The organism is Maribacter litoralis (genome assembly GCF_003075045.1).
In the GTDB taxonomy this organism is placed as follows: Bacteria; Bacteroidota; Bacteroidia; order Flavobacteriales; family Flavobacteriaceae; genus Maribacter; species Maribacter litoralis.
In genome coordinates this window covers 900,904-922,036 of the sequence record NZ_QCZD01000001.1, presented here as the reverse complement: position 1 = coordinate 922,036, position 21,133 = coordinate 900,904, and the positions used below count along the sequence as shown (strand labels likewise).

16 protein-coding genes are annotated in these 21,133 nt (G+C 35.8%); 11 read left to right on the top strand and 5 right to left on the bottom strand.

What is annotated here, in order from left to right:
- Nucleotides 1–38: 38 nt before the first annotated feature.
- Nucleotides 39–1,604, top strand: coding sequence for a sugar porter family MFS transporter (locus DCS95_RS04330; RefSeq protein ID WP_116770146.1), 1,566 nt, complete (start codon nt 39–41; stop codon nt 1,602–1,604).
- A 22-nt stretch (nt 1,605–1,626) separates the two neighbouring features.
- Here the strand turns inward: DCS95_RS04330 and DCS95_RS04325 are convergent, their stop codons facing one another.
- Together DCS95_RS04325 and DCS95_RS04320 are read right to left on the bottom strand one after the other, a co-directional pair.
- Nucleotides 1,627–2,103 carry a nucleoside deaminase gene (locus tag DCS95_RS04325; RefSeq protein WP_116769588.1) on the bottom strand — a complete coding sequence of 159 codons (477 nt, stop codon included), beginning with the start codon at nt 2,101–2,103 and terminating at the stop codon, nt 1,627–1,629.
- A 79-nt stretch (nt 2,104–2,182) separates the two neighbouring features.
- Nucleotides 2,183–2,542, bottom strand: coding sequence for a hypothetical protein (locus DCS95_RS04320; RefSeq protein ID WP_116769587.1), 360 nt, complete (start codon nt 2,540–2,542; stop codon nt 2,183–2,185).
- 173 nt (nt 2,543–2,715) lie between these two features.
- Here DCS95_RS04320 and DCS95_RS04315 point away from each other — a divergent pair, with 173 nt between their 5' ends.
- From DCS95_RS04315 to DCS95_RS04290, 6 genes are all read left to right on the top strand, one after another.
- Nucleotides 2,716–4,623: an endo-beta-N-acetylglucosaminidase gene (locus tag DCS95_RS04315; RefSeq protein WP_164674115.1), complete on the top strand. Its 1,908-nt coding sequence runs from the start codon at nt 2,716–2,718 to the stop codon at nt 4,621–4,623.
- 421 nt (nt 4,624–5,044) lie between these two features.
- On the top strand, nt 5,045–6,319 hold the full coding sequence (locus DCS95_RS04310; RefSeq protein ID WP_116769585.1) for a ribonucleotide-diphosphate reductase subunit beta: 1,275 nt from the start codon (nt 5,045–5,047) through the stop codon (nt 6,317–6,319).
- Nucleotides 6,320–8,116 carry a ribonucleoside-diphosphate reductase subunit alpha gene (locus DCS95_RS04305; protein WP_116769584.1) on the top strand — a complete coding sequence of 599 codons (1,797 nt, stop codon included), beginning with the start codon at nt 6,320–6,322 and terminating at the stop codon, nt 8,114–8,116.
- Nucleotides 8,117–8,490: 374 nt separating this feature from the next.
- Complete coding sequence (locus DCS95_RS04300) at nt 8,491–9,570, top strand: efflux RND transporter periplasmic adaptor subunit (protein ID WP_116769583.1); 1,080 nt, start codon at nt 8,491–8,493, stop codon at nt 9,568–9,570.
- Nucleotides 9,570–12,650 (top strand): efflux RND transporter permease subunit, encoded by a 3,081-nt coding sequence (locus DCS95_RS04295; protein ID WP_116769582.1) that lies wholly within the window; start codon nt 9,570–9,572, stop codon nt 12,648–12,650. The genes DCS95_RS04300 and DCS95_RS04295 overlap by 1 nt, the downstream gene beginning before the upstream one ends.
- A gap of 1 nt (nt 12,651) precedes the next feature.
- The gene (locus DCS95_RS04290; RefSeq protein WP_116769581.1) at nt 12,652–13,956 is read left to right on the top strand and encodes a TolC family protein; all 1,305 of its coding nucleotides are present in this window, start codon (nt 12,652–12,654) and stop codon (nt 13,954–13,956) included.
- A 28-nt stretch (nt 13,957–13,984) separates the two neighbouring features.
- Here the strand turns inward: DCS95_RS04290 and DCS95_RS04285 are convergent, their stop codons facing one another.
- Nucleotides 13,985–15,169 carry an acetate/propionate family kinase gene (locus tag DCS95_RS04285; protein ID WP_116769580.1) on the bottom strand — a complete coding sequence of 395 codons (1,185 nt, stop codon included), beginning with the start codon at nt 15,167–15,169 and terminating at the stop codon, nt 13,985–13,987.
- Nucleotides 15,170–15,178: 9 nt separating this feature from the next.
- Nucleotides 15,179–17,272 carry a phosphate acetyltransferase gene (gene pta, locus DCS95_RS04280; RefSeq protein ID WP_116769579.1) on the bottom strand — a complete coding sequence of 698 codons (2,094 nt, stop codon included), beginning with the start codon at nt 17,270–17,272 and terminating at the stop codon, nt 15,179–15,181.
- A gap of 372 nt (nt 17,273–17,644) precedes the next feature.
- On the opposite strand from pta, the gene DCS95_RS04275 reads away from it, so the two are divergent.
- The 4 genes from DCS95_RS04275 to DCS95_RS04260 are packed head-to-tail and all read left to right on the top strand — an operon-like array spanning nt 17,645 to nt 20,617.
- Nucleotides 17,645–18,079: a thioredoxin family protein gene (locus DCS95_RS04275; RefSeq protein WP_116769578.1), complete on the top strand. Its 435-nt coding sequence runs from the start codon at nt 17,645–17,647 to the stop codon at nt 18,077–18,079.
- A 1-nt stretch (nt 18,080) separates the two neighbouring features.
- Nucleotides 18,081–19,064, top strand: coding sequence for an FAD:protein FMN transferase (locus DCS95_RS04270; RefSeq protein ID WP_116769577.1), 984 nt, complete (start codon nt 18,081–18,083; stop codon nt 19,062–19,064).
- The gene (locus DCS95_RS04265; protein WP_116769576.1) at nt 19,061–19,270 is read left to right on the top strand and encodes a DUF4266 domain-containing protein; all 210 of its coding nucleotides are present in this window, start codon (nt 19,061–19,063) and stop codon (nt 19,268–19,270) included. The genes DCS95_RS04270 and DCS95_RS04265 overlap by 4 nt, the downstream gene beginning before the upstream one ends.
- A gap of 9 nt (nt 19,271–19,279) precedes the next feature.
- Nucleotides 19,280–20,617 (top strand): DUF3570 domain-containing protein, encoded by a 1,338-nt coding sequence (locus DCS95_RS04260; RefSeq protein ID WP_116769575.1) that lies wholly within the window; start codon nt 19,280–19,282, stop codon nt 20,615–20,617.
- Nucleotides 20,618–20,715: 98 nt separating this feature from the next.
- On the opposite strand, the gene DCS95_RS04255 is transcribed toward DCS95_RS04260, so the two are convergent.
- On the bottom strand, nt 20,716–21,120 hold the full coding sequence (locus tag DCS95_RS04255) for a hypothetical protein (RefSeq protein WP_116769574.1): 405 nt from the start codon (nt 21,118–21,120) through the stop codon (nt 20,716–20,718).
- Nucleotides 21,121–21,133 lie beyond the last annotated feature (13 nt).

Here is a 21,133-nt window from a genome sequence, read left to right as displayed (position 1 = left end):
TATCACACTTTATTGAATGAGACGGATTAATGAAAAAAATGAAAGAAAATAAACAATATATAATACGAATAGCGGCAATAGTTGCTCTAGGTGGTTTTATACTTGGCTTTGATGCCTCAGTGATATCTGGCACCCTTAAATTCGTAGAAACCGAATTTTCTTTGAATGATATTCAATTAGGATGGTTGGTAAGTTCCATAACATTAACAGCGGCCCTAGGTACTTTTATAGCAGGGCCATTAAGTGATAAAGTAGGAAGAAGAAGCGTACTTAAGTTTGCAGCTTTGTTATTTGCTGTTTCGGCACTTTTCTCTGCAATGTCAACCACATTTACCATGCTTATTATTGGCAGGCTTATAGGTGGTTTTGCGGTTGGTGCGGCGTTGATCATAGCCCCAATGTATATTGCAGAGGTGAGTCCCCCTGCGAAAAGAGGGCAAATGGTTTCCTTTAATCAATTAAATATTGTTATAGGTATATCAGCTGCATTTTTTACAAATTACCTTATTCTCAAATTAGGCGAAAGCCCATATGAATGGGTGAATGCCATTAACCTTAAAACATGGAATTGGAGATGGATGCTTGGTTTGGAGGTTTTTCCTGCCTTGTTGTATTATTTCGGTTTATATTTTGTTCCCAAAAGTCCTAGATGGCTGTCTATGCATGGTCATTTTGAAAAAGCCCAACTCACCTTGCAGAAATTTGTTGGTACGGAAGACGCAAGGCATCAAATGAAATCAATTGAGGAGAGTATTCTTCAAGAAGGTAAAAAAGAGAAAGTGCACTTTGGCGAGCTATTTAAAAAGAACATTCGCCAGGTAATTATAGTAGGTATTATCGTTGCGATTTTTCAGCAATTAGTGGGTATCAATTCCGTAATGTTTTATGCACCATTAATTTTTGAACAAACGGGTATTGGTACAGATGCATCTTTCTTACAGGCTATCTTAGTTGGTTTGGTAAATCTTGTATTTACTCTTGTTGCCATGAAAATAATAGACAGATTGGGGCGTAAGCCCATGCTGGTATATGGTATGGTAGGTATGGCGGTTTCTATGTTGATTCTTGCTTATGGGTTTAAAACCGCTACCTATACATTAGATAGTGACGCTTTGGCAAGTTTACCAAATGAAATGGCTATTGAAAAATTAAGGGCAATAGAAAGTCAGACCTTTGCCTCAGATTTAGATTTCAAAGCTGCTGTTGCTAGCGCTATAGGTGTTACAGAAGCTAGACAGTTTGAAGCTGTGCTGGTTACCGCCGCTGCAAAAATGAATGCTGTTTTAATTTTAATAGGAATATTACTTTTCGTTTCTTTTTATGCCGTATCAATTGGTCCTGTAATGTGGGTGCTGTTTTCAGAGCTGTTTCCAAACCGTATCCGCGGACTCGCAATTTCTTTTGTGGGCTTGGTAAACCTAACCTTTGCCTTTTTGGTACAATTGGTTTTTCCTTGGCAGTTAACTAATTTAGGTAACGCCCTTACCTTTTTTCTTTATGCAATATTTGCTGTAATTGGTTTATTGTTTATAGTAGCCAAAGTACCGGAAACCAAGGGGAAATCATTAGAGGAATTGGAAGTGTTACTGGTAAAATCCCCTTGATACTTTATAAACCGAATATGTACTAATACTTCGTTTTATCTTGTTTAGAAGCCCAATTATTAAAGACTTCAACAGCTTCATTTTGTAACATTTGTTTAAAGTGAATTTGCCTGTCTTGCATTTCAACTTCTAGTTCATCATAAATAAACTGATCATCAAAATCTATGGCTTTTGCATCAGCTTTATCACAGCCGTAATACACAGCTTTAGGTCTAGCCCAATAAATGGCACCAAAACACATAGGGCAGGGTTCGCAAGAAGTATAAATTATACAATCGGTTAACTGAAAAGTATTTAGTTTGTTACAGGCATCTCTAATAACGACCATTTCAGCATGTGCTGTTGGGTCATTGGTAGATGTAACTTTATTATGGCCTTCAGCTATGATTTCTCCATCTTTGACAACAACGGCACCAAATGGTCCGCCGGCATTCGAGTTCATTCCTTTTGCTGCCATTTCAATGGCTCTTCTCATAAAAAACTCATGGTCTTTCGTCATACTAACTTTTTTAAAATTGTGGATACAAAATTACAGGAATAAAATGGTATTAACTTTAGTTTTCTACCGTTTACGATTATTAGTTTAACGTAATAGATTTTGACTTTATCCTAAAACAACGCTCTTCTCCTAAATAAAGCGGATTTCCATGTTTCTCGGACCAAAATCCGTCTAAAATATCTTTGCTAATACACTGGTAAACAGCAACACCTTTGTAAATGTTTTGGTCTTCACCTACATATTTAAAATTGATGACGAGTATATTGTTTTTAAAGAAACCCGTACCAGTTTGTTGCTGTGATTGGTTAATGGTCCAATGGGCTACAATTCTTTTGTTTGCGTTTAAATTTAATGAAAGTGTGCCGTTATAGTTATGCGATTCATCATCTTGGTTACTGCCAATAATAGTATACTCACCAACTAAATCTTCAATTTTCATATAAGTATTTATTCAAAGCGAAAATATTCAAAATTTCATTTTCTGACTATTAATGAAGGTTTAAAGTCCAAAAGCTACTCTGGTTGTTTAAAACTACAAGACATATTATGCAAACTTCGTTGTAGATGTAGAGGAAAAGAACAATCTTTAGCTTTTAAAATATGAAAACGATTATGAAGAAAGTGATTTTATTAAGCCTATTGGTCTTAAGTTTTGTAGTAAAAAGTAATGCCCAAAAATCGGAATATGGAGATAACCAACCCTATTCTTCGTATTGGTTTGTGAATGAGCTTTTAACATGGTCACCCGAAAATGATAAAGAAGCCAAGTTTAATATAAGTCATGTTCCATTGGCAAGTCGGTTTTTAAACGATTCAATTAACTTGAATGATGACGCGCAGAAAATTCCTGGTATCATAGCATTGATGGCGCCACATACTACCAATTTTCATCCGTCTCAAGGGTTTTCTACCGTAAAACAATATGCTTTCCCATTTTGGCAATACATAGATTATTTTGTGCAATGGGGTGGATCTGCTAATGAAGGTATTATTGTACCGCCCACGGCATTTTGGACAGACGCTGCCCATAAAAATGGAGTTAAGAGCATAGGTACCGTATTTTTTCCGCCTAATGTATATGGAGGTAAAGAAGAATGGGTCTACGAATTTTTAGTTCAGAATGAAGATGGAAGCTTTCCCGTTGCCGATAAATTGATAGAAGTAGCTACAACCTATAATTTCGACGGATGGTTCATAAATCAAGAAACCTATGATTTGGTTGGTGAAATGGGGGCGTTAATGCAGCAATTTATATCCTATTATAGAGAAAAATCAGATTTAAAATTAGTGTGGTATGACGCTATGATCGATGATTCTAGGGTCATTTGGCAAGATGAATTGAATGAACATAATCAAATGTATTTTCAAGATGGAAATACCAATATGTCTGATGTCTTTTTTATCAACTTTAGATATCATGAAGTTAATCTGGAGGACAGTAAAACCCTTGCCAATGAATTGGGTAGAAGCGAGTGGGACTTATATGCAGGTATAGATGTACAGTCAAAAAGTTATATGACACCTGTAAAATGGGATATGCTATACAAAAACGGGAAGCCAAATAACACATCCATTGGTATTTATTGGTCTAACGCTACTTTTGATATTTCGGAAACCAAAACCCCTGAAGATGTTTATAACAACGAACAAAAGTTCTGGAACGGTGGTCCGACTATAGAAACACGTTTTGGTAAAAGTGAATGGAAAGGATTTTCCAATTATTTTGAACCGCGTAGCGTAATAAATGAATTACCATTTAAGACTAGTTTTAACTATGGATTGGGTAAATTTTATAATGAAAAAGGGAAAACGGTTTCTAAGACTGAATGGCATAATTTAAGTATACAAGATGTATTACCAACATGGCAATGGCAAGTAGATAGTACTAAGGTAAAGGCAACCATTAGTTTTGACGAAAGTTATGAAGGTGGTAGTAGTTTGTTTTTTGAAGGATTTGAAAATGCCGAAATACCTTTATATAAAACTAAAATAGACTTAGATAACAAGGTAACACTTAATGTAGTTTCCAAGACCGCTGAAGACTTGAGTTTAGAAGTCTATTGCCAGTTATCTAGTGGGGAATTGCTGATTTTTCCTTTAAAGAATTCCCTTTCTTGGAGCAACAATAGTATTACTATTCCATCTCGTAAAAATATAATTTTATCAGAAATAGGTTTGTATTCAAAAGGAAAAGGTAATGCCTATGTAGGGCAAATATCTTTACACTCTCAAAATGAATCAAAACCAACCACATCAGAATTTAGGGTAGAAGGTTTTGTAAATGAAAAAAACGCAGAATTGTATGTGAATTTTGATGCCGTTGAGGCTGATATTTATCATAATATTTACTACATAAATGAAAAAAAACAAAAGATTTGGTTGGCAAAAACCCCTTCTAAAAATTTTTATATTTCAAAAATTCCTACAAAAAATGGAAAAATAAAGATTGAGATTCAATCTGAAAATGTTGGCGGCAAAAAAGGCAAAATAAGACAAAAAATTTTCGATTTATCTAAATAATATATGTCGGTATTTTGGCAAGAAATGTGAATCTTTTCTACATAAAGGTTGGGCTATATAATTGAGCAAAAACTACTTAAGTTGACGCGAAAAAATAGTAGAAAATTACATCAATGTTAATAGTATGTTATTAAAGAAAATTGTCTATGGACAACTTTAATAAAAATAATTTTAAAAAATATTAGCTGAAGTAATTCTTTAAGCAAATCTGAATTTTGCATTCAGATATATGATTGTAATAAATTGATTTTTAAATAGTTGTGTCCCTTTTTAAAAATATGTCAATCATTGTGAATTTTGACTAAAATTGCAATTGTTGATAACCCTGTTAAAAGCTTACGGAGTAAAACGTAAAAATAAGGTGATTAATTTTGGACCTTTACACCTCGCTTAATTAGTTCATCATTAACATTCTTTTAACATGAAAATCACAGAAGTCATAAAACGGGATTTTTCAACAAAACCCTTCCATTTACACAAAATTACAAATGCCATTTTAAAGGCTATGACAGCTGTTGAACATGGGGGACCAGGAGAAGCTGAAATTATTTCCAATAATGTGCATTTGGCGTTGTTAGAAAGAAAGAAATTAGACGAAAGCTATATTCCTACAGTAGAGGAGGTTCAAGATTTTGTTGAGAACAAATTAATGGAAGGCGGTTACTTTGATGTTGCCAAAGGATACATCCTTTATAGAAATGAACAGGCACAGAAAAGAAAGTCCAACATTTTTGAAAAGCGAGTGAATCTTAAACCCTATGAATACCCTGCATTGTACGAATATGTTTCTGCAATTAGACATTCATATTGGATCCATACTGAATTTAATTTTACGAGCGACATTCAAGATTTTAGGACCGGACTAACCGATATTGAAAGAAATGCCATAAAGAATGCAATGTTGGCCATTTCGCAGATAGAAGTTGCGGTTAAAAGTTTTTGGGGCGATATCTATCACAAAATGCCTAAGCCAGAAATTGGTTCTGTAGGAGCAACATTTGCAGAGAGTGAAGTAAGACACCATGATGCATATTCACATTTGTTGGAAATTTTAGGTTTAAACGAAGAGTTTAAAAACTTAAAGAAGAAGCCCGTAATCATGAAAAGGGTGCATTATCTAGAAACAGCTCTTAAAAACTCTAAAAGTGAGGACAACCAAGAGTATGCAGAATCTATATTATTGTTCTCATTATTTATTGAGCACGTATCGTTATTCTCTCAGTTTTTGATAATTATGGCGTTCAATAAGCATAAAAATATGTTTAAGGGAATTTCTAATGTTGTTGAGGCGACTTCAAAAGAGGAGCAGATTCATGGTGATTTTGGTATTGATATTATTAATATCATAAAAGATGAAAACCCTAAATGGTTCAATGCAGAATTCCACAGTGCGGTACAAAATATGTGTCAAGATGCATTTGTAGCCGAAAGTGATATTATCGATTGGATTTTTGAAGCGGGCGAAATAGATTTCCTTCCTAAGAACTTGATTAAGGAATTCATTAAAAAGAGATTTAACGATTCTATCGAGAGTATCGGTATCGAAAAAATATTCGAGGTAGACGAAGAATTATTATCACAAACGGAATGGTTTGATGATGAGATTATCGGAACCAAGCATGGCGATTTCTTCGTAAAGCGCTCTATCAACTATAGCAAAAGAACACAAAGTATAACCAGTGACGACTTATTTTAAATGAACGATTCAAAAATTAAATTAGAGACTAGCATACAAGAAGAAGTAAAACTGAATGGTTCTAATGAACTGGTACAAGCTAGAAAAGAGGCGCTTAAAAGCATAAAGCAAGACAAAGAAGAAGGTTTTAAATGGTTAAATGAAGATAGCCGTAACTTCTTGGCTTCAGGGTATTTGTCACCTGGGGTTTCTGCAGAAACACGTATTCGCGAAATTGCCGATAGAGCAGAACAAATACTAGGTATGCCTGGTTTTTCAGACAAGTTCTATGGTTATATGAGCGAAGGTTTTTACTCATTGGCATCGCCGGTTTGGTCTAATTTCGGAAAGGAAAGAGGATTGCCTATTAGCTGTTTTGGCTCTAATATAGCCGATGATATGGGTAACATTCTATATACCCAATCTGAAGTTGGTATGATGTCTAAATTAGGAGGTGGTACCTCTGGTTACTTTGGTAATATTAGACATAGAGGCGCAGAGGTTAAGAATAATGGTAAAGCTTCTGGTGCTGTACATATTATGCAACTCTTTGAATCTATGGTAGATGTAGTTAGCCAAGGTTCAGTTCGTCGTGGTCGTTTTTCTCCATATTTACCGGTAGAACATGCAGATATTGAAGAGTTTTTGGAAATTGGTACTGAAGGTAACCCTATACAAGAGCTTACCCATGGTGTAACAGTTACCAATAAATGGATGCAAGAAATGGTAGACGGTGACAATAAAAAACGTTCTATCTGGGCAAAAGTTTTACAGCGTAGAGGTGAAATGGGCTACCCTTATATCTTCTTTAAGGATAATGCAAATAATGGCGCTGCAGATGTATACAGGGAAAAGGGACATAAAATTTACGCAAGCAACTTATGTACTGAGATTATGTTGCCTTCTAGTGATGAGTGGTCTTTTGTATGCGTATTATCTTCTGTAAACGTTCTTCATTATGACAAATGGAAAGATACCGATGCGGTAGAAACCATGGTATACTTTTTAGATGCTGTAATTACTGAATTCTGTGAAAAATTAGAAGTATATCGTGATTCAGAAAGTCGTGAAGATCGCCAAACGTTCATGTTTATGGAACGTGCATATAACTTTGCCAAAGATAACCGTTCGTTAGGTTTAGGTGTTTTAGGTTGGCATTCATTATTGCAGTCTAAAATGTTGCCTTTCAACAGTCAAGAGGCATATAATTTAAATAGTGAAATATTTAAAACGATAAAAGAGAAATCTTACAGTGCATCAGAAGAGTTAGCTGTTAAATTTGGCGAGCCAGAAGTATTAAAAGGCTTTGGTAGAAGAAACGCTACGTTGAATGCAATTGCACCAACGACTTCATCAGCCTTTATATTAGGTCAGGTTTCCCAAGGTATAGAACCAATTTGGTCCAATACTTATGTAAAGGATATTGCCAAGGTGAAGACCACTATAAGAAACCCATTCTTAGTTGATCTTTTAGAGGAGAAAGGAATGAATACTACCGAAGTATGGAGAAGTATACGTGATTTTGACGGATCTGTACAGCATTTGGATTTCCTTACCGATTTAGAAAAAGATGTGTTCAAAACATACTCTGAAATAGACCAGATGGATATTATCTATCAGGCAGCGAACAGACAAAATCATATTGATCAAGGGCAATCTGTTAATATTATTGTTCATCCAGATATGCCGGTTAAAGAAATCAATAAGATTCACGTTACCGCATGGAAATTAGGGTTGAAATCATTGTATTACCAACATAGTATGAACGCAGCACAAAAATTCAAGCAAAAGAAAGATTGTGCTAGTTGTGAAGCATAAATTGTAATTCTAGAACTAGAATTTACTTTTTAAAGATCTGGTGTTTTAGAGAACCAAAAACGTTCTGCTAAGGCACCAGATTTTTTATTTCTTAGCGTTAAGAGAGCAATTGTACCTGCATCAATAATTTTTTAAAGTATTTGTTATTTTGATTGATGAAGGAGTGATTATGTTAAAAATGAGGATAGATTAAACCATTTTATATTTTCAATGTCCTATAAAATTACCTTATTGACAGTCTTTAACACCTATTTTTATTTAGTTGAAAATATGGTGCTAAAACCTTGTTAAATATAGCTTAAGGTATCCCTAAAATTGGTGATTAGGTTTAGATTTGTTAGTAACCAAACTAACTAAATTCAATCTCACCACCTATGAAAACAAAATACATTGTTTACAGTATCTTGCTGATTGGGATTACCGCTTTGATCATTTATCGAATAAATGCCAATAATGAAATTGGGGCGACAAAGTCATCAGCAGAATCTTCTACCGCAACATCAGTAAAAGGACTTGTTTTACAACCACAGGAGTTTAATGACAATATTTCACTTTCCGGTACCATTGAGGCCAATGAACAAATAGAGATTAGAAGTGAAATTTCCGGTGTCGTTGAAAGCATCAATTTTGAGGAAGGTAGTAAAGTAGTGGAAGGTCAAGTACTTTTTACGGTAAATGATATTGAACTTCAGGCACAGCTTTCTAAAGTACAGACCGCACAAAAACTCGCTTCGGAAAATGAACGTAGGGCAAAATTACTATTAGAGAAGCAGGCAATAAGTCAAGAAGAATATGAAATAGCCAGTGCAGACTTTCAATCCGCCAGTGCAGAATCACAACTCATACAGGCACAACTATCAAAAACAATTGTTAGGGCACCTTTTTCAGGTACAATTGGGCTACGTTCCATATCAAAAGGTACATATGTTACACCACTGACCCCTATTGCAAAGTTGGTGAATACCAGTAAGCTCAAAATCACCTTTTCCATTCCAGAAAAATATGCGTCTCAGGTAGCGATAGGTACAGACCTCACTTTTACAACTTCAGATGCAAATACCGCGTATGAGGCTACCGTATATGCTATAGAACCAGAAGTTGAAATAGCAACTAGAACATTGAAAATGAGGGCTATTGCAGAAAATAGTGAAGGTAAAATTTACCCAGGTACCTATGCAAATGTTTTGTTGCCTTTAGAAAGTGTGGACAATGCTTTGTTGGTTCCATCGGAATCATTGATTCCGGTACAGAACGGTAAACGCATTTTTATATCCGAAAAAGGAAGGGCAAAAGAGATAGATGTAGAGATCGGAACAAGAACTGGAAACGAAGTGAGAGTACTTACAGGATTAAAAGCAGGTGATACCATTTTAACGTATGGTGTTATGGCGTTAAAAAATGGTACTCCGGTAGAAATAGATTTTAATCAATCAGAATCAAGAACAGGGGAATAATGAATCTATCTACTTTAAGTATTAAAAGACCGGTACTTGCCATAGTAATGAACATAACACTGGTCCTTTTTGGGATCATTGGCTTTACTTATTTAGGAATTAGGGAATTTCCGTCTATTGATCCGGCACAGGTATCGGTACGAACAACATACTCCGGTGCCAATGCAGATATTATAGAATCTCAAATTACAGAGCCCTTAGAGAAGGCGATTAACTCCATTGACGGTATTAGAAATATTACTTCATCAAGTGTACAAGGATCAAGTTCAATAAGTATTGAATTTAATTTGGATAAAGATCTTGAAGATGCTGCAAATGATGTAAGGGATAAGGTTTCGCAAGCGGTAAAAAGTTTGCCAGATGATCTTGATTCTGCCCCGGTTGTATCAAAATCCGATGCAGATGCACAAAGGATTCTGTCGATGACCGTGCAGAGCGATAATAAGAACATCTTAGAACTATCTGATTATGCGGAAAATGTTATCGCCCAAAGAATAGAGACCATTCCAGGGGTTAGTAGCGTGCAAATTTGGGGTCAGCGTAGATATGCCATGCGACTTTGGATAGATCCTCTGAAACTATCCTCATATGGACTAACGGTTTCTGATGTACAAGATGCACTTTTGGCACAGAACATTGAATTGCCATCTGGAAAATTAACTGGGGATAATACTGAACTAACGGTAAAGACCATAGGAAACTTAAGTACCGAAGAGCAATTTAATAATATCATTATCCTTGCAGATAAAGATAAACTAGTTCGTTTAAGCGACATAGGCAAAGCTTCTTTAGAAGGGGAGAACATGGAGACCAAAATGAGCGATTCTGGTCAGCCTATGGTAGCAACAGCAGTAATACCGCAACCGGGTACAAACTATTTGGAAATCGCAGATGCTTTTTACGAAGAATACGAAAACCTTAAAAAGGACCTGCCCGAGGGTTTTAAATTGAACATTGTAATCGATGATACCGTATTTGTTAGACGTGCAGTTACCGAAGTAGCCGAAACATTACTTATTTCGGTAATTCTGGTAATACTGGTCATCTTTGTTTTCTTTAGAAATTGGTCAATGGCCATGCGACCCTTAATAGATATTCCTGTGTCATTGATAGCCACTTTTTTTGTTATGTGGTTGTTTGGGTATTCAATAAATGTTTTGACTCTTTTGGCGATCGTATTGGCAACGGGTCTGGTGGTTGATGACGGTATTGTGGTAACAGAAAATATTTATAAAAAAGTAGAAGAGGGCATGAGCCCGATAGAGGCAGCCATAAAAGGATCTAATGAAATATTCTTTGCGGTGATATCCATCTCAATAACCTTAGCTGCCGTGTTTTTACCGGTAATCTTTCTAGAAGGTTTTGTAGGTAGACTTTTTAGGGAATTTGGTGTGGTATTGGGTGCTGCTGTATTGATTTCGGCATTTGTATCGCTATCGTTGACGCCTATGTTAAATGCATATCTTATTAAACCCGGTAAGCAAAAGCAGTCTAAGTTTTACCATGTTACCGAAAAGTACTTTTTGCAAATGAACAAATCCTATGCAGAATCGCTGCGGGTTTTCATGAAAAGAAAATGGCTGAGTTTTCCTATTCTCGCGGGATGTATTGCGTTAATTGCAGTGTTTTACATCATACTACCCAAAGAAACGGCGCCCTATGATGATCGTAGCTTTATCCGTTTGAGCGTAAATGCGCCAGAAGGTTCTTCATATGAATATATGGATCGCCTTATGACCGATATTACCGAGTTAATAAATGATTCCGTACCGGAGAAAAAGGTAAGTTTGGTATTAACGTCGCCCGGATTTGGATCTTCTTCAGTAAACAGTGGTAGGGCAAATATTGCTTTAGTAGAACCTAGTGAACGCGATCGATCTCAAAGAGAAATCGCCAACGATCTGGGCGAGTGGGCAAAAGCCTATGTGGGAGGAAAGTCAAATGTGTCTGAACGCCCTACAATTTCAGTCAACAGACGTGGTGGACCACCGATACAGTATATTATTCAGGCACAAAATTTTGATAAGTTGAAGGATTATATTCCAGCATTTATGGCAGAGGCAGAGAAGGATGAAACCTTTTCGTATGTAGATGTTAATTTAAAATTTGACAAGCCGGAGTTATATGTATCCATTGACCGGGAAAAAGCGGAGACCTTGGGCGTTTCTGTAATAGACGTAGCGGAAACTTTACAATTGTCATTAAGTGGACAACGATTTGGGTATTTTCTAAAGAATGGTAAACAGTATCAGGTAATTGGTCAGTTTGACAAGGAAGATAGAAATGCGCCAATGGACCTTACATCCATTTTTGTGAAGAATAAGGACGGATTGCTTATTCAGCTAGATAATTTGGTTCACACCTCAGAACATAGTAGTCCGCCGCAACTATATCACAATAACCGCTACATGGCCGCAACGGTTTCTGCGAATCTTGCCCCCGGAAAAACTATAAACGATGGTATAGCGGCAATGGAAAGAATCAAGGAAAATGTTCTAGATGAAACCTTTACCACAGATTTGGGTGGTGAGTCTCGTGATTTTGTTGAGAGCAGTTCAAATACATTGTTTGCATTTGGTCTAGCACTGCTATTGATATTTCTAATTTTGGCAGCCCAGTTTGAAAGTTTTATTGACCCCTTTATTATCATCTTAACGGTGCCAATGGCTGTGGCAGGTGCTCTTTTCTCGTTATGGTTGTTTGGGCAGTCTTGGAATATTTTCAGTCAGATCGGTACTATTATGTTAATTGGTCTTGTAACTAAAAATGGTATTCTAATTGTTGAATTTGCGAACCAACTAAGAGAACAGGGTATGGAAAAAAGTGAGGCGATATTACAAGCCTCAGAATCTAGATTAAGACCCATATTAATGACTAGTTTAACCATTGCGTTAGGTGCATTACCAATTGCTTTGTCTTTAGGTGCGGCATCTACAAGTAGAATAGGAATGGGTGTAGTAATTATTGGAGGCACTATGTTCTCGCTGCTTTTGACCCTATTTATTATACCTGCACTGTATTTGTTATGGTCTAGGGAAAAAGTAGAAAGACCAGAGTTTAAAGTACTTGAAACAAACTAGAATGAATTTATCGAAGCTTACATTTTTATCAGTAATATTTTTATGTTTTAACGGTACTGCGCAAGAAATTCTAACGATTGAAGATGCTGTTAAAATTACGGTGAAGAATAACTATCAAATTATTACCGCCGCCAATAATTTAAAAATAGATTCTGTATCGGTTAGTCCGGGTTTTGCTGGTATGCTGCCCACTATCGAAGCAACCATTGAAGATGATAATAGTATACAGAATTTATCACAAACCAGATCAGATGGTTCTCAAGTAGAGCAAGACAACGCAAAAAACAATAGTCTAGATTATGGTGTATCTCTTGATTGGACATTATTTGATGGTCTAAGCATGTTTGCGGCATACGATCAGTTAAAACAGAATAGGGATTTAGGTGCGGAAGAGTTAAAGCAAGTAGTTTTGACCAAGGTAGGAGAGGTAATGATTACTTATTATGATTTAGTTCAACAACAACAGCAGTTAGCTGCGTTGGATAGTACCATTTTCATTTCCGAACAACGGGTAGAATTAGCAAAAAATAGATTTTCCATAGGTAAAGCTTCTAAGTTGGAAGTGCTTAATGCGCAAGTAGATTTAAATACCGATCAAACCTTAATGCAACGCCAAAAAGAATTGTATGCAAATACCAAAATTCAACTGAATGAGCAATTGGCGAGGGACTTAACAACCGACTTTAAGGCAATACCTGAAATTTTTGTTGATGAAAGTCTAATGCTGCCCGATTTGGAATCTAAGTTAATGGAAAATAATCCCGAATTAAATGCTGAACGAATCAGTAGAAGGATAAGTGAGCTAGAATTAAAACAGGTTAAAGCAGCAAGGTATCCTACGATTTATGCAACTACGGGTTATAATTTTGGAAAATCGGAATCTAGTCTTGGATTTACAACAAGCTCAGAGTCCAACGGTTTTAGTTATGGTTTTGGGGCAACATTAAACCTATTTGATGGATTCAATCAAAACAGGAATGAGAAAATAGGAAAAATGGAATTGGAAAATGCAGCCATTGCCATTAAAGAAAAAGAACAGGAATTGCTATCTACATTGAGCACTACCTATCAAACCTATCTTACCAATATAAGTTTAATAGAATTGGAAGGAAACAATGAAGCAATAGCTAAGGAAAACTTAGATATTACGGTAGAAAAGTATAGAATAGGTATCATTCCTACCATTGAGTTTCGAACGGCACAACTTAACTATATAAACGCAAGGGTTAGGTTTAGTAATGCAAAATTTCAAGCAAAACTATCCGAAATTATTCTTAGACAATTGTCTGGTGAATTAAATATTTGAGCTATGACCCTTTATGCAAATTTTCGCGCTAAGTTAGTAAGGTATATACTTGTTTGGCTATTTCTAATTCTTCATTGGTCGGTATGACCAAAATTTTAATTTTTGAATCTTTTTTATTGATTTCACGAAGGCTAGATGCTCTAAGGTCATTTTTTGCATCATCTAAGTGAATATTGAAATACTCCATATCCTTACATACCAATTGCCTAATCAGGCTTGAGTTTTCTCCTATGCCTGCGGTGAAAATGATAGCATCTAAGCCGTTCATGGTGGCAGTATAGGCTCCGATGTATTTTTTAATACGATAGGCGTTCATTTCTAAAGCAAGAATACAATCGGTATTTCCTTTACTCGCCTCTACTTCAATATCACGTAGGTCATTGTAACCTGTAAGGCCTAGCATTCCACTCTTTTTGTTTAAAAGTTCATTTACTTCGTCTAGACTATACCCAAGCGTATTCACCATATAAAAAATAATGGAGTGGTCAATTTCGCCACTTCTAGTACCCATTATCAAACCGTTAGACGGGGCAAATCCCATACTGTGATCAATGCTCTTCCCATCTTTGATAGCGGTAATACTACAACCATTTCCCAAGTGAATGGAAATGAGCTTAGTATTTTTATTGCCTAGATATTCATTTGCTTTCTCAGAAACATATTTATGGCTAGTACCATGAAATCCATAAGCTTGCACTCTCTTTTCTTCGAACAAGATATTTGGAACGGCATATTTTTTGGCTTTTATTGGTAAGGTACCATGAAAGGCAGTATCGAAAACAACAATCTGCTTAGCTGATTCAAATATTTCTTCCGCCATTAGGATACCTTCTAAATTGGCAGGATTGTGTAAAGGGGCTAGGGGAGAAAGCGATTTTATTTTTTGTTTAACTTCTTCATTGATTAAAGTAGTGTCAACATAATCTTTACCACCATGTACCACACGATGACCAATGGCATCTATTTCTTCAGTACTATCGATCACGCCCATTTCAGTATCAAGCAAAAGAGAAGTAATTCTCTCTAAACCAACTTTGTGAGTTGCAATTTCATAGGTTTTTTCAACCTTATGTGTATCCGTTTTATATGTAGATATAGCTTGGGTACTGCCAATACGCTCAATAGTACCAAGGCAAATTATTTTAGCTGAAGGCATCTCTAAAAGTTGGTATTTTATTGAAGAGCTACCAGAATTTATGATTAAAATATTCATAGAAATAAATTAGAATCCTTGTGCTTGAATAGCGGTTATAATTACGGTGTTAAAAATATCGTCTACGGTACACCCACGGCTTAAATCGTTTACAGGTTTATTTAGGCCTTGTAACATTGGGCCTATTGCCAATGCACCTGTTTCTCTTTGCACTGCCTTATAGGTGTTGTTACCTGTATTTAAATCCGGAAATATAAACACACTGGCTTGCCCTGCTACTTCAGAATCGGGAAGTTTGCTGAGTCCAACCTTAGCGTCAACCGCCGCATCGTATTGAATAGGACCTTCCACTTTAAGATCAGGTCTTTTCTCTTTAATGATTTCAGTAGCCTTACGTACACGATCAACATCTTCACCAACACCTGAAGCACCTGAAGAATAAGAAAGCATGGCTACTTTTGGTTCAATACCAAAAGCGGCACTAGTGGCGGCAGAAGATATTGCAATTTCAGATAACTGTTCAGAATTCGGATTCGGATTAATAGCGCAATCCCCAAAAACTGTTACCCTGTTTGGAAGACACATGAAAAATATGGAGGATACAATAGATACACCGGGTTTGGTTTTTATGAACTGCAAAGCAGGTCGAATAGTGTGCTGGGTAGTATGTATTGCACCTGAGACCATACCGTCGGCATCGCCCTTGTGTACCATCATAGTACCGTAATAAGATACATCTTCCATTAAATCTTTGGCCATAGCCAAATTCACGTTTTTATGTTTACGCAATTCATATAAAGTAGTAGCGTAGTCTAAGAAATCAACTGAATTAGTTGGGTCTACTATATTAATGTCATTAATATCTAAATCGATATCTAGCTCGGTAATTTTTGAGATAATTTGTTCTTTGTTTCCTAAAAGTGTAATGCGTACGGCATCTACATCAATAAGTTTTTTGGTAGCCAAAAGAATTCGTTCGTCTAAACCTTCGGGGAGCACAATATGTTTTTTAGAAGATTTAGCTTTTTGAAGTAAGTTATACTGAAACATTCTTGGGGTAATGCCTTTTGCTTTAAAGGTGATCAAACGTTCCGCCAATTCTTTAGTGGGAATATGTTTCTCGAATTCTTGTATAGAAGTCTGTATTTTTTCTTTGTTTTCAGCGTAAATACGTGGTCTAATGGTGCCAATTTTGTTAGTAACGAAGAATGTACCTCTGGCAACGGATAAAATGGGAATAATATCTGACAACCCTTCTATTAGTTTAATAATCGAATCTTCGGGTAGTAGACCTCCGGTTAAAACAATACCTGATAAGCTAGGATAGTTAGTAGAAATATTTGCTTGCAAGGCTCCAAGAATAATATCTGCGCGATCCCCAGGCGTAATGACCAAACTGTCATCTTTTAAATGCGTTATATAATTTCGTAATTGCATGGCACCAACGCTAAAACTACCAACTTGGTTGTTTATGTAATCCTCGCCAAAAAGAACATTTGCATCTAATTCTTGCGCAATTTCCTTTAGGGTAGGGCTGCCAAGTATATTGTTTACGGGTATAGTACCAACCAAAACATCTTTTGGTAATTTCTCTTTTAACTCGTTAGATACAATCATTACGTTCTCGGGTTGTACCTTATTGGCAACAATTAGTAGAACATCTACACCTTTTTCAACAAAAGAATCGTAGGCCATATGCAAATTGCCCACCAATTCGTCTAAGGTTTTGTTTTTTCCGCTTGCTAAAATTACTGCGGGTATACCTAAGTTTTTGGCAATGAGAACATTTATGTCCCATTCAATGATAGTGCCTTCGCCAGAAAAATCTGTTCCTTCCACTAAAACAAAATCGAATCGGTTTTCTATGGTTTTATATTTATGTATAATATGACCAACAATTTCATCGTCCTTGTCTTCATTTTTTAATTGTACTACTTGGCTACGGGTGTAGGCATAGGCATCAATTGGTTTCATATCCAAATTGAAATAGCTGAGTACGGTATCAATGTGATTATCTATTTTACCATTTGGAACATCATCAATAATAGGTCTGAAATAACCTACCTTGGCTGTTTTTCCTAGTAAAAGTTGCATAAGACCAAGGGAAACAATCGATTTTCCACTATTGGGTTCTGTAGTTACAATATATATGGCTTTACTCACGTGTAAAAGGGATTAGTGTTTATCAAATTTATAGGATTCTTTAAGTGTGCGGAATTTTTAAGTTAAAAACTGACAAATTCATTTAAAGATTCTATTTTTCTTTACCGAATTTATAATTTAATTTTTTCAGATTTTCATCTGAATTTTTTCGAGTCAAAAATATATCCAACAACAACTATTACATATGACTAAAGTCATTAATCGAAGTATTTTTCTTTTGGTGGTTGGGTGATTAACATTTACAAACTATTGTAATGCACAATTTTTGTCGAAAGGTGCGTTTAGCTATTAAGGGAAAGTTCGTTGAAACCTTTGTTTTAAAGAATGCAAACCCGATTATTTAATGTGACTGTTCTAATAATAGATTTACTTATGAAGCCATTTGTATTCATCCTTTTTATGTTTGGTATTACCCTAGGTTCTGCCCAAGAATGGCATACGGATTTCAGTGAAGCAAAAAATATCGCTAAAGCAAAAGATTTGCCCATCATACTTGTTTTTCAAGGTTCAGATTGGTGTGCTCCCTGTATTAAATTAGATAGGGAAGTTTGGTCAACAGATGAATTTAAAGATTACGCCAAAGAACATTATGTAATGTTACAGGCAGATTTTCCCCGTAGAAAAAAGAATGCATTACCAAAAGAGCAATTGAATAAAAACAAGGCATTGGCAGAGGGCTATAACCAGCAGGGTATTTTTCCTTTCGTAGTTGTTTTGAATGCCGATGGCGAGGTGTATGGTGAAACCAGTTATAAAAAGCTTTCTCCCAAAGAATACATTAAAGAAATGAATTCATTTATAAAATAGATTGAAGAACGTAGTATTCATATTGACTATATTTTCTGTTAGTATTCTTTTTGCTCAAGAGCCATATAAGCGCACCTTGAAATTAATGGGTAGCCGTTTTGAAATAACGGTTGTTGGTAAAGATCAAGTTGAAGCAAATGAATATATAGATTTGGCTATCAGTGAGATAAGTAGAATAGAGAAGTTGATTTCTTCGTGGGACCCAAATTCCCAAACCTCTTTGATAAATAAGAATGCAGGTATTCAACCTGTACAAGTCGATGCGGAATTGTTCGGTTTAATTCAACGTGGAATAGGTATTTCAAAGCTGACCGATGGGGCTTTTGATATTAGTTATGCCTCTATGGACAACATTTGGAAGTTTGATGGTAGCATGACTGATATGCCATCAGATGATTTGATTAAGGCATCTGTTGCTAAAGTGGGTTATCATAATATTATTTTAGATAAAGAGAACCATACCGTGTTTTTGAAGTTAGAAGGAATGAAAATTGGTTTCGGAGCCATTGGTAAAGGGTATGCTGCAGATAAGGCGAAAGAGCTCTTGATGTCAAAAGGCGTTGTTGCGGGTATCATAAATGCATCTGGCGACATGAATACATGGGGAAAGCAAACCAATGGCAAAGATTGGCAAGTAGCCATTACCAATCCAATAGATAAAAACAAAGTATTTGCACTATTGCCAGTACATAATGGCGCAGTAGTTACCTCTGGTAATTACGAGAAATATGTAACCTTTAACAATACTAGATATACACATATAATTGATCCTCGAAGCGGATACCCTGCGACGGGTATTGTAAGTGTAACGGTATTTGCACCAAAGGCGGAGTTGGCAGATGCCTTGGCAACATCGGTATTTGTAATGGGTAAAGATGTAGGGTTAAATAGAATTGAACAGCTACCTAAGGTAGAATGTGTCATTATCGATGGTGAAGGAAATATAATTACATCCAAGAATATTCAAATAAATAAGGAAGAATGAAGAAGATTTCAATTATTCTAATGCTATTAGGTAGTCTTAGCAGTTGCACGGTGTTGAAAGAGTATGATAAAGTGAATATCAATGATCCCGATATGACCTTACAAGATAAAAAGTGCGATAGAAACGTTATTACCATGCATTCTTATAGAGAAGCTGCTGTTGGTGCTAATGGAGGTAAAACTGGTGGCGGATGCGGCTGTAATTAGTAAGTGATAATGCAACAACAAATACAAAGATTCAGATTTTTAGGTTTACTGGTCGCATTTTTAATGTGGGGTTTTGGTCATGCCCAACAAAATATGAATACTGCAAATTCCTATAAAAAACGTGTATTAGAAACTACAGAAGTAGATTTCTTAAGTAGCTACTATGGTCAAGATGGTGATAATGCTGCCGTGACCGGCGGAAGGGGAACAGAAGAGCTTACCGATGTAACGGGAACAATCATAATATCGGTACCTTTAAGTGATGATGATGTTTTAATTATTGATGCAGGGGTTTCTGCCTATACATCTGCATCTTCAAGTAATGTAGATCCATTTGATGGCAATGAGCGGGCAGATTCATTTGTGGCAAGCTCCGGAGCTTCCAGATCAGATGTATGGACCAACTTGTCGGGCACATATACGCATAGTTCAGATGATAGAAATACTATGTTCTCTGGAAATCTATCGGTATCATCGGAATATGATTATTTTTCATTCGGATTCGGAGGAGCATTTACAAAACTCTTCAATGAAAAAAATACCGAAGTAAGTATTAATGCCAATATTTTCTTGGATACCTGGACTCCAATTTACCCAACGGAACTAAGGCCTTTTGTAAGTGGGGCAAATGGTTTGGATAACGGATTCTTTTCAAACAAAACAATTACCGGCAACACAGATTACAGTCCTACTTTTGAGAATTTTGCAGATGAAACAAGAAATTCTTATTCCGTAGGTTTGGGCTTTTCTCAAATTCTAGGTAAAATTCTTCAAGGTTCATTGGCTCTAGATTTTGTAAAACAAGATGGTTTACTAAGTACACCTTTTCAACGTGTTTATTTTGCCGATGTAGCCGATTCATTTATTCAAGAATTTCAACTCGCGGATGCTATTGAGCAACTACCCGATAGCCGCTTTAAAGTTGCGGGTGGCGGTAGATTAAATTGGTATATAAATGAGAGTGTTGTTTTACGTTCCTATTATCGGTATTACTACGATGATTGGGGTATAAACTCCCATACTGCAAGTGTAGAGGTGCCTATTAAGCTTTCAGATAAGTTTACGGTATACCCATCCTATAGATATTACCAACAAACTGCCGCAGATTATTTCTTTGAATATGAAGAAGCACTTTCTACTGATACGTTTTATACCTCAGATTATGATTTGTCAAAATATTCGGCAAATCAATTTGGTATGGGCCTTTCCTACACGGATATTTTTACAAAAATGCATATCTGGAAACTCGGGCTTAAAAGTATTGATTTGAAGTTTTATAAATATGATAGGGACAATAGCTTTAGTTCTAGTATCGTCACCGCGGGATTTAAGTTTGTGATGGACTAGTTTAAGGTATAGGTATTTACGTTTTAGGTATTTGAACGCATATTTACTAAATAAAATTTTACTTGAATTCTAGACATTGGTTTTAAAACATCCTATTGTTAGGAATTGTTTTTGCCTTCTATAGTGGCAGGGCTGGTTTTAAAAATGTACAGGAAAAATAGCGCGAAGATTATATAAATTACAGTTAGAGGAATTATAATTTCTGAATAATTGGCACTGTTAGATGCAACTTTTACTAATGCAATTGCTCCAACTCCAAAATGCATTAAATTCCCCATAGTAATTGGTCTATTGTAAATTCCTCCAAATAATGTTCCTCTCGCCATCCAATTTAAAATTCCAAACGCCATATACAATGCACCTAAGATTTTTATGAAAAGTATTGTTATAATATTTGATTCAATGTCTAGATAGTTAATTAGTTCATTTGGCAAAAAAGAAATAGTTAGCCCCATAATCGCTAAAAACAAGGAGCTAAAAGTCATTAATATTTTTGTATTCAAGGATATTTATTTT

What these genes read in the sequence shown, in the direction of transcription:
- DCS95_RS04330 (WP_116770146.1), top strand. Translation starts at nt 39, where the DNA reads ATGAAAGAAAATAAACAATATATAATACGAATAGCGGCAATAGTTGCT.
- DCS95_RS04325 (WP_116769588.1), bottom strand. Translation starts at nt 2,103, where the DNA reads ATGACGAAAGACCATGAGTTTTTTATGAGAAGAGCCATTGAAATGGCA.
- DCS95_RS04320 (WP_116769587.1), bottom strand. Translation starts at nt 2,542, where the DNA reads ATGAAAATTGAAGATTTAGTTGGTGAGTATACTATTATTGGCAGTAAC.
- DCS95_RS04315 (WP_164674115.1), top strand. Translation starts at nt 2,716, where the DNA reads ATGAAGAAAGTGATTTTATTAAGCCTATTGGTCTTAAGTTTTGTAGTA.
- DCS95_RS04310 (WP_116769585.1), top strand. Translation starts at nt 5,045, where the DNA reads ATGAAAATCACAGAAGTCATAAAACGGGATTTTTCAACAAAACCCTTC.
- DCS95_RS04305 (WP_116769584.1), top strand. Translation starts at nt 6,320, where the DNA reads ATGAACGATTCAAAAATTAAATTAGAGACTAGCATACAAGAAGAAGTA.
- DCS95_RS04300 (WP_116769583.1), top strand. Translation starts at nt 8,491, where the DNA reads ATGAAAACAAAATACATTGTTTACAGTATCTTGCTGATTGGGATTACC.
- DCS95_RS04295 (WP_116769582.1), top strand. Translation starts at nt 9,570, where the DNA reads ATGAATCTATCTACTTTAAGTATTAAAAGACCGGTACTTGCCATAGTA.
- DCS95_RS04290 (WP_116769581.1), top strand. Translation starts at nt 12,652, where the DNA reads ATGAATTTATCGAAGCTTACATTTTTATCAGTAATATTTTTATGTTTT.
- DCS95_RS04285 (WP_116769580.1), bottom strand. Translation starts at nt 15,169, where the DNA reads ATGAATATTTTAATCATAAATTCTGGTAGCTCTTCAATAAAATACCAA.
- DCS95_RS04275 (WP_116769578.1), top strand. Translation starts at nt 17,645, where the DNA reads ATGAAGCCATTTGTATTCATCCTTTTTATGTTTGGTATTACCCTAGGT.
- DCS95_RS04265 (WP_116769576.1), top strand. Translation starts at nt 19,061, where the DNA reads ATGAAGAAGATTTCAATTATTCTAATGCTATTAGGTAGTCTTAGCAGT.
- DCS95_RS04260 (WP_116769575.1), top strand. Translation starts at nt 19,280, where the DNA reads ATGCAACAACAAATACAAAGATTCAGATTTTTAGGTTTACTGGTCGCA.